The 8,794-nt window shown below is 37.4% G+C and carries 7 protein-coding genes; 4 read left to right on the top strand and 3 right to left on the bottom strand.

Going from position 1 to position 8,794, the window contains the following annotated elements; translation table 11 throughout:
* Positions 1 to 156: 156 nt before the first annotated feature.
* Together LB465_RS16240 and LB465_RS16235 are read right to left on the bottom strand one after the other, a co-directional pair.
* Positions 157 to 1,932 (bottom strand): vWA domain-containing protein, encoded by a 1,776-nt coding sequence (locus LB465_RS16240; protein WP_224470974.1) that lies wholly within the window; start codon positions 1,930 to 1,932, stop codon positions 157 to 159.
* A 35-nt stretch (positions 1,933 to 1,967) separates the two neighbouring features.
* Entirely contained in the window at positions 1,968 to 2,579 is a 612-nt protein-coding gene (locus LB465_RS16235) for an energy transducer TonB (protein WP_317198447.1), read from the bottom strand.
* 326 nt (positions 2,580 to 2,905) lie between these two features.
* On the opposite strand from LB465_RS16235, the gene LB465_RS16230 reads away from it, so the two are divergent.
* The gene (locus tag LB465_RS16230) at positions 2,906 to 3,343 is read left to right on the top strand and encodes a hypothetical protein (RefSeq protein ID WP_224470973.1); all 438 of its coding nucleotides are present in this window, start codon (positions 2,906 to 2,908) and stop codon (positions 3,341 to 3,343) included.
* A gap of 44 nt (positions 3,344 to 3,387) precedes the next feature.
* Here LB465_RS16230 and LB465_RS16225 read toward each other — a convergent pair whose 3' ends face one another.
* Entirely contained in the window at positions 3,388 to 4,476 is a 1,089-nt protein-coding gene (locus tag LB465_RS16225; RefSeq protein WP_224470972.1) for an endonuclease/exonuclease/phosphatase family protein, read from the bottom strand.
* A gap of 99 nt (positions 4,477 to 4,575) precedes the next feature.
* On the opposite strand from LB465_RS16225, the gene LB465_RS16220 reads away from it, so the two are divergent.
* From LB465_RS16220 to LB465_RS16215, 3 genes are read left to right on the top strand one after another with little or no spacing between them, the layout of a single operon-like run.
* Complete coding sequence (locus tag LB465_RS16220) at positions 4,576 to 7,218, top strand: carboxypeptidase-like regulatory domain-containing protein (protein WP_317198446.1); 2,643 nt, start codon at positions 4,576 to 4,578, stop codon at positions 7,216 to 7,218.
* Positions 7,202 to 7,390, top strand: coding sequence for a hypothetical protein (locus LB465_RS18435; protein ID WP_317198445.1), 189 nt, complete (start codon positions 7,202 to 7,204; stop codon positions 7,388 to 7,390). The genes LB465_RS16220 and LB465_RS18435 overlap by 17 nt, the downstream gene beginning before the upstream one ends.
* Positions 7,391 to 7,400: 10 nt before the next feature.
* Complete coding sequence (locus tag LB465_RS16215; protein ID WP_224470971.1) at positions 7,401 to 8,780, top strand: DUF5689 domain-containing protein; 1,380 nt, start codon at positions 7,401 to 7,403, stop codon at positions 8,778 to 8,780.
* Positions 8,781 to 8,794 lie beyond the last annotated feature (14 nt).

Below are 8,794 nucleotides of genomic sequence, written 5' to 3'. Positions count from 1 at the left end.
GGGAGGTAAAAGACTTAACTGCGACTGGTCATAGGTCTTAAATACTGCTTTGGCTTTCATTACATGAAAATACTAAAAACCAGAAAATAATACAACAAAAAAGGCTGCCTTTTCAGACAGCCTCTTTGTTTTAAAGGTTGTTTGGTAAACTGTCGATTAATTTACTTCACTTTTTACAAGTCTTATAAATTCAGCTCTATAACCTTCTTTATCCTCTCCACGACCTTTTTCGGCGAGCTCCAAAATCAATTCAGTATTTTGATTTTCCACAAATTCTGAATCGGTTAATTTCATTCCATAAAGCGCAACGGCGGAGGCAAACTTAAAATCGGTACTGGCTTCTTCAAAATCTTTTTCTGTATCCTTTACCGTCTTTGTAATAAGCTTACTCTTTGAACCTTCAGGATTCTTATACCTGAATTTCACCGTAAATAACTCATTGCTATTATTTTTTATTTCGGTGTTAGTATACTTCAGTGAGTCTATTTCTTTCAGATATTCACTTTCAACTCCTACAGGAATTAGTTCATAAAGAGCTGTAACGGTATGGCCACTCCCGAGTTCTCCGGCATCCTTTTTATCATCATTAAAATCTTCAGCATTTAGTAATCGATTTTCATATCCAATTAAGCGGTAAGCCTGGATTTTTGCGGGATTGAATTCCACCTGGATTTTTACATCTTTGGCAATGGTGTGAAGTGTTCCGCCAAACTCGGTTCCCAGCACTCGTCTAGATTCCTGCATGCTATCTATATAAGCATGGTTGCCATTGCCGGCCTGGGAAATGCTTTCCAGTTTCGAATCCTTATAATTTCCCATTCCATAACCTAAAGCAGTTAAAAATACACCGCTTTCCCTTTTCTCTTCAATCAATTCTTTCATTGCGCTATCACTGCTGGCGCCAATATTAAAATCTCCATCTGTTGCGAGTATCACCCTGTTATTTCCGCCTTCAATAAAATTCTCTTTTGCAATTTTATATGCTAATTGTATGCCTTCACCCCCAGCAGTAGAGCCTCCGGTATTTAGATTATTAATCGCTTCCAGGATCTTTATTTTTTCACTGCCAGGTGTGGATTCTAAAACTACCCCAGCAGCACCTGCGTAAACCACTATGGCCACTCGATCTTTTTCTCGTAACTGGTTAACCAGAATTTTAAAAGATGATTTTAGTAAGGGTAATTTGTTAGGAGAACTCATAGAGCCTGATACATCTAGTAGAAATGTAAGATTAGATGCCGGGATATCTTCAGTAGGAATATTTTTCCCCTGTAACGCAATTTTCGCAATTTTTGTCTCTTGATTCCACGGAGATTTAGCTACTTCTGTATGTATGGCAAATGGATGTTCATCTTTAGGACCCGCATAGTCATAGTTGAAATAATTGACCATTTCTTCTATTTTAACGGCACCTTTTGGGATCTCCTGCCCATTGTTGATCATTCTCCTAATATTGCCGTAAGAAGCACGGTCTACATCTATAGAAAAGGTAGAAAGTGGTGCGGTCTTAACGCTCTTGAAGATATTCTCGTTTTTTTCTTTATAGGATTCGGTGTTATAAGCAGCTCCAGGCTTTAAACCTGAAGTTCCTCGAATTCTTATTGTTTCTGAATCCGCTATTGCTACTGCTACTACCTCGTTTAAAACATTATTATCCGGCTCCAAGGAGATATTGATTACCTTTTTATCTTTAACTTTAATCTCTTTGGTTTTATAACCAATAAAGCTGAATGTAAGAAGATCTCCTTTTTTAGCTTTAATGCTATAATTTCCGTCGTAGTCGGTTTGTGTCCCGGAATTAGTGCTCTTATTAATAATGTTAACCCCGGGAAGAGGTGTTGAATTTTCATTGCTTATCGTTCCGGTTATTGTTTGTGCCGAAATCGAGTTGCAGAGAAATAGGCTTAGAATAAATAGTAAATTATACTTCATAAATTGAATTTATAGGTGTAGTAGTAAGTTGATCTTTAATTTTGAACCTGAAAAATTATTGGTAGGGCATAGTTTACATTAACAGGTTTTCCGCGTTGCTTTCCGGGCTGCATTTGTGGTAAAGATTTAATGATATTTTTGGCTTCCTCTTCTAGCTTTGGATGTGGTGCTCGTGCCTGAATATTTACGATATCTCCTTCAGTATTTATTTGAAAAAGTATATTGATGCGGTTAATTCCTGAGAGCCCTAATTCCCTTCCAAGGTCCTTATTGAAGTTTTTGTTTACGTAAGCGGTGATTTTCTCGCTCATACAGGTTTTTCTCGCTGCATTATCCTCAAGCGCTTCACAACCCGGGAATATAGGTACATCTTCAATTAAAGTGAAAGGTATTGTTTCTACTTCTTCATCCGGCTTATGCTCAATTATTTCATCAGGTTCTACAATGTCGTCGAGGTTTGTCTCAGTAGACTCAATTTCGTTTTCTTTAACTTCCGGGTCATCTTTTACTACATCTATTACATCGGGAATTACAGGCGGTTTTGGTGGTGGAGTGGTTACTAACTCGGTAATAGGAATTACTTCTTCTTCAAAATCATCCAAATAGACCTGATCTTTTGAAAACTCTTCCTTATCATAAGTTTTCATTCTATTAAGAGCAAACTGGCTAGTAAGGCCATGATAAGTCCGAATGATAAAAACAAGTTTGATTTTTTCCGAAGATCGGCTTTGGCATTTTTCTTAGGTTTCATAAGATATTAGATTAATAGTTAGTGAATAAATAATAAGAAACTTAATAGAATGATTGGTATTTTAAATAGTTATCAATTAAAATGCCAAAAAACTGAATAATGATTTTAAATATTGAATTTTAGTTATATAATATAAAAATGCTTCAAACCTATGTCAAACTAAGAAGTACATTTAAGTTGCATTTTTATAGAAAATCCTATCTTTACTAAAAATTCACTTCTATGTATCCAACTGTACAATTCATACATTCTTATTGGGCTTATTTAGTACTTATTGTTTTATTCGTGGCTTCTATAAATGCAATTATAGGTTATGCTTCAAATAAAGAATATGGAGCGACTAATTTTAGGATTGCACTTTTCACCCTTATCACCTCGCATATTCAGCTTTTAATAGGAATTGTTTTATACTTTGTGTCTCCTTATTTTTCGGTACTTCTGGAAGAAGGAATGGGTACAGTAATGCCAGATTCAACGCTTAGACTTTATATTGTGGAACATCCCTTAATGATGATTATTGCTGTTGCACTAATAACCATTGGATATTCAAAACACAAAAGCAAACTCACTTCAAAACCTAAGTTTAAAACGCTTGCTATATTTTATACTTTAGGTTTATTGATTATGCTATCCCGAATTCCCTGGAGCGCTTGGTTCTAGAGTTTTCTAAATTTGAATTGAATTCTAATTCGCAAATTTGTGGATTACTCTCTGGCGTCAAGAGAGTTTGAAGAGACTTTTTTAATCAGGTAAATATATACCGGAAAATGGTCACTGTAGCCACCCTGATAACCGCTATAGCCATAACTTCGGAAGGGATAACCCTTGTATTGCCCGTTTTCAGTGATTAGATATTTCTTGTTAAATATTCCTGCTTTATAAAACTGAAAACTAGAATAGTCTTTCCCGGTTAAACCTCCTGAAACTAGAATCTGGTCAAATAAATTCCAGCCATCACGGTAGGCCAGCGTGCCCATTCCTTTTTTCAACATATTCTCCATAGGATTATATAATTGATGAAGATTTAAATCATTTTGTTCTGCCTCTGTTTTCAGTATTTCCTTGAAACTTTTATTGACAGGATCATCGTTAAAATCACCCATACTTATAACCTTTGCTAAAGGTTCCTGTTTAAAAATTGAATCGAGTATAGTTTTATTCAGGGCCGCTGCTTTTTCCCTCTTGTAACTACTCGCTGCTTCGCCGCCACTCCTGGACGGCCAATGATTCACTATAAAATGCAATTTCTCTCCATCAATTTCGCCGCTCACTACCAATTGGTCCCGGGTATACACACGCTTATCAGGTTCTTTGCTGTTATAGATCAATAACTCGTGAGAAACCGAATTTTCCAGTCTAAAAACATCTTTTCTATATAATAAAGCCGCATCAATACCACGGCGATCGGGCGAATCGTAATGTACTATACCATAGTTATATTTCTTCAGTTTGGGTTCGTTGATTAGATCCTCTAAAACTCGTCGGTTTTCAACTTCACAAATGCCGAGAATTGCCGGAGGCTGTTTTGTGATTTCAGCGCCTATTTCAGCCATAACTCCAGACAGTTTTTGCAATTTATCACGGTATTTTTCCTGGGTCCAAACATCATCACCTTCAGGGGTACGATCGTCATCAAAAGTGAACGGATTGTTTTCTGTATCAAAGAGATTTTCAACATTATAGAATGCAATACTCACAATTTTATAATCTTTTTTAGTCTGTGAGAAAACACTTTCAACCGAAAACAAGATTATAAGACAAATGCTAAAAAGGGGAAAAATACGGGTAATCATAAACTTACAAATTCTTTAAAATATTCACATAAAACACTGATCCTTTGTTTCTTATATCTAATTTATCTAAACTTATAATAAATATGGAAATAAAACCCAATGAAATTTTTCTTTTTTCTTCTCATTTTGGGACTGCGATTCTCAGCCTCATTTGCCCAGGAAATTTCCCTGAGAGGAAAATTGGTAGATGCACAAACCTATAAAGAATTGCCCGGGGCTAAATTACTTATAGAAGGAAGTGTTTTTGAAGCAATTTCAGATGAAAACGGTGATTTCTTATTTACGTCGGAAGAACTTCCCTTTGGAGAACAGGTTTTAAAAATTACCCTGTCCGATTATAAGGAACTCCGACTGCCGGTAGTTATTGAAGCTGAAACCAACAAAGATCTCGGTTTGATGCTGATGCAACCCATCCTTACTGATTATGCCAATCAAATAGGCACTATTAGTCTTTCTGATGCAGAGCTGGATGAAGATGAAGCGCATATTGATAATCTATCCGGGCTTTTACAAGCTTCCCGCGATGTTTTTCTTAATGCTGCGGCTTTCGATTTCAGTCAGACGTTCTTTCGTCCTCGAGGTTTGGACAGCGAACACGGCAAGGTTTTAATTAATGGCGTAGAAATGAATAAAATTTATACCGGACGGCCGCAGTGGAGCACTTGGGGCGGATTAAATGATGTGCAGCGCAACCAGGTTTTCTCTATGGGATTAAGTCCGTCCCAGGTGAGTTTTGGCGGACTGGCGGGGACAACAAATATTATAATGCGAGCTTCAAAATATGCTAAAGGCGGAAAAGCATCTATCGCCGCCGCCAACCGAAGTTACAACGGCCGATTAATGGCCACGTATGGTTCAGGAGAATTAAAAAATGGCTGGGCTTATGCAATTTCTGGGTCGCGGCGGTTTGCAAAAGAGGTCTATGTTGATGGCACTTTATACGATGCTAACGGATTTTTTATTTCTGTTGAAAAGACTTTTAATGAAAAACATAGTTTAAACTTTACCGGATTTTACACACCAAATATCCGCGGAAAATCTTCACCCAATACTGCTGAAGTTTTCGAATTAAAGGGAAGGAAGTATAATGCCTATTGGGGCTATCAGGATGGGGAAATGAGAAATTCCAGGATTAGGGAAATAAAAGAACCAATCTTGATGCTGAATCATTTCTGGAAGTTGTCAGAAAAAGTAAGTATCAGTAATAATTTTGCTTTTCAGTTTGGGAAAACCGGAAATTCCAGGATCGATTTTGGGGGCACCCGACTGGCTGAAATTAATGATCAGAGTAGTTATGTTGGTGGTGGCACAAATCCAGATCCTACCTATTACCAAAAGCTTCCCAGTTACTATTTACGCTTTGCCGACAATCCTAATTATGAAGCTGCATACCTAGCGCAGCAGGATTTTAAAGAAAACGGGCAGTTAAATTGGGAACAGCTTTACAATGCAAATAATGCTGCAGGTTATACGATTTACGCTTTAGCTGAAGACCGCAACGATGATCTTAAATTTGATATTAATTCCATAGTTTCAGCTAAAATTAATGACAATATAGATCTGGACGGAAAGCTGGCATTTTCTTATCTGGATTCCCATAATTTTGCTTCGATTAAGGCTATGCTGGGAGGCGAAACCTTTCTCGATGTCGATTTTTTTGCTGAAGGGGATGAGGAAACTTCCCTTGAAGAAAGAGCCCAAAGTGATCTCCAAAACCCAAACCGAAGTGTTTCAGAAGATCAACCTTATAAATATAATTTCAGGTTATACGCGAATACCGTAAAAGCTTTTGGCCAGGCAAATTTCGATTATGATCGGTTGGATTTCTATGTTGGACTTACGACTTCCCAAACTGCTTATCAAAGAGAAGGATTGTTTCAAAACGGAAATTTTCCCGATAATTCCCTGGGTAAAAGTGAGCAACTGAATTTCCCTGATTTTGGAGGAAAAATTGGAGCAAATTATAAACTCACCGCAAAACATTTATTTGCGGTTAACGCGGCCTGGTTTACCAAGCCTCCAAATTTACGCAATTCCTTCTCTAACTCACGCCAGAATAACGAGGTGGTAATTGGGCTTACGAGTGAGCAAATTCAGAATGTAGATTTTAGTTACAGGTATAGATCAACTAATATCAAAGCAAGACTTTCTGCCTATTATACCCAAATTAAAGATGCTACCGAAATTTCCTTTTACTACGCCGACGGACTTTCCGGATTGGGGAGAAATAGTACTACCGCATTTGTACAAGAGGTTTTAAGCGGAATTGACAAACAGCATTTAGGTCTGGAAATGGGAATTGAAGCGCAATTAACTTCAGCCATAAAATTAAAGGCTGCAGCAGCAATGGGACAATTTACCTATAACAATAACCCAGAACTCTATTTGACTTCAGACGATTTTAATGATATCGTAGATTACGGGACTTCTTATCTAAAAAATTACCGCATTGCCAGGGGTCCACAAAGAGCGGCTCAAATAGGTTTTGAATATCGGGATCCCGATTACTGGTGGTTTGGAACTACGGTCAACTTTTTCTCTCAGGCTTTTTTAGATATCAGTCCGTTAACGAGAACCTCAAATTTTCTAAACGATACCGATGGTTTGCCAATTCTTAATTATGAAGAAAATATTGCAGCAAATCTTCTTAAACAAGAACAGTTTAGCGATTATATGCTGGTAAATGCTATCGGCGGAAAATCCTGGTTGGTGAAAGGTAAGTTTATTGGTTTTTTTTGTTAGCCTGAATAATATTTTTGATAAGCTCTATAAAACCGGTGGTTTTGAACAGTCCCGAAACGCTAATTATCGTACCCTCAAACAAGACCGTGAGAGGGAAATCCCCATTTTTGGTCCTAAATACTGGTATGGCACCGGTGCTTCCTATTTTGCTATGATCTATGTTCGATTTTAAAACTATGGTTATGAAAAACTTTAATTTAATTGCAACTATTTTATTCATTTTTTCAGTTATTTCTTGCGTAAAAACCGACGATTTTCAGCTGCCGGAATCCAAAACTGAAGAGATGAATATTGAAGGAGATATCACAGGAATTTCGGCTGTAAAAAGCAATTTTAAACCTGAAACTGAAGATATCTATGTTTTTTCAGAAACTAATACTTTGATGGAAGCTTATGTGGTTTCCAGCGATGAGGGTGGGAACTTTTATAAAGAATTGGTGTTGCAGGATAAACCAGAAAACCCGATAGCGGGAATTTTACTTCTGGTTGATGATAATTCGCTTTTTGAAACCTATAATTTTGGTAGAAAAATTTATGTGAAACTAGACGGACTCGCTTTATGGTCTAACAATGGCGTACACCAATTGGGAATCCAGAATAGGGGAGATGTGTTGGCAATCCCTCCTTCCAGGATAGACGATCATATAATTAGGACAGAGGAAACGGCGGAGATTGTTCCGCTTAAGATTGAGATTTCAGAATTCACGGAAGTACACGAAAATTTATTTATTGAGATTGAGCATGTTCAGTTTAACCGAAACCTTCTCCGGGAACAACATCATTATACTTTTGCGGGGGAAGTAACCGATGAGTATGATGGGGAACGGCAGCTGGAAAGTTGCAGCACCGGAGCCAGCGCTATGTTAAGCACCAGCACCTTTTCGGGATTTAAGTCTTTGTATTTGCCAGAAAATTCCGGAAGCGTAAAAGGAATTTTAAGCCGAAATTTTTACGATGATTATTTTGTGATCGCGGTAAATTCTCCCGATGATTTTAGCTTCGAAGGAGACCGTTGCGACCCGGAATTTCTAAACTGTGAAAGTAATACTACTACAAGAAGTGAGATTTTCTTTGAGGAAAATTTCACCAACCTAAGCAGTCTTTCTGCATTGGAAAATAATGGATGGACTAACATAAATGTAAACGGAGGCAAAGCTTTTGAACCAGGAACATTTGATGGTAATCGGTATGTTCGGGTTTCTGCATTTAATACCGAAGAAACTCCTATGGAAGCCTGGCTGGTGAGTCCGCCAGTAGATTTAGAGAGTGTTTCAGGAGCACGTTTATCTTTTGAAATTATGTCTTCTTATGATAATGCAACCATTCTAAGTGTGCTTATCACAGAAGAATTTACCGGAAATGTACTAACCACACAATGGACACCTTTAGATGCGGTTATTCCAATTGGACCTACAAATCAGTATGGGAAGGGCTTTGTGAAAAGTGACATAGATATTTCCTGTTTAAAGGGAGCTATTAATTTTGCCTTTAGATATTTAGGTGCCGCGCCAGATAAAAGCACAACTTATGATATTGATAACATACGTATAAGCGGGAATTGAGTAAATTGTTTATC

Origin of the sequence: Salegentibacter lacus, from assembly GCF_020164555.1 — a bacterium.
GTDB lineage: Bacteria > Bacteroidota > Bacteroidia > Flavobacteriales > Flavobacteriaceae > Salegentibacter > Salegentibacter lacus.
Note: the sequence above shows the minus strand (reverse complement) of the source record. Positions and strands in the feature narration are given on the sequence as shown.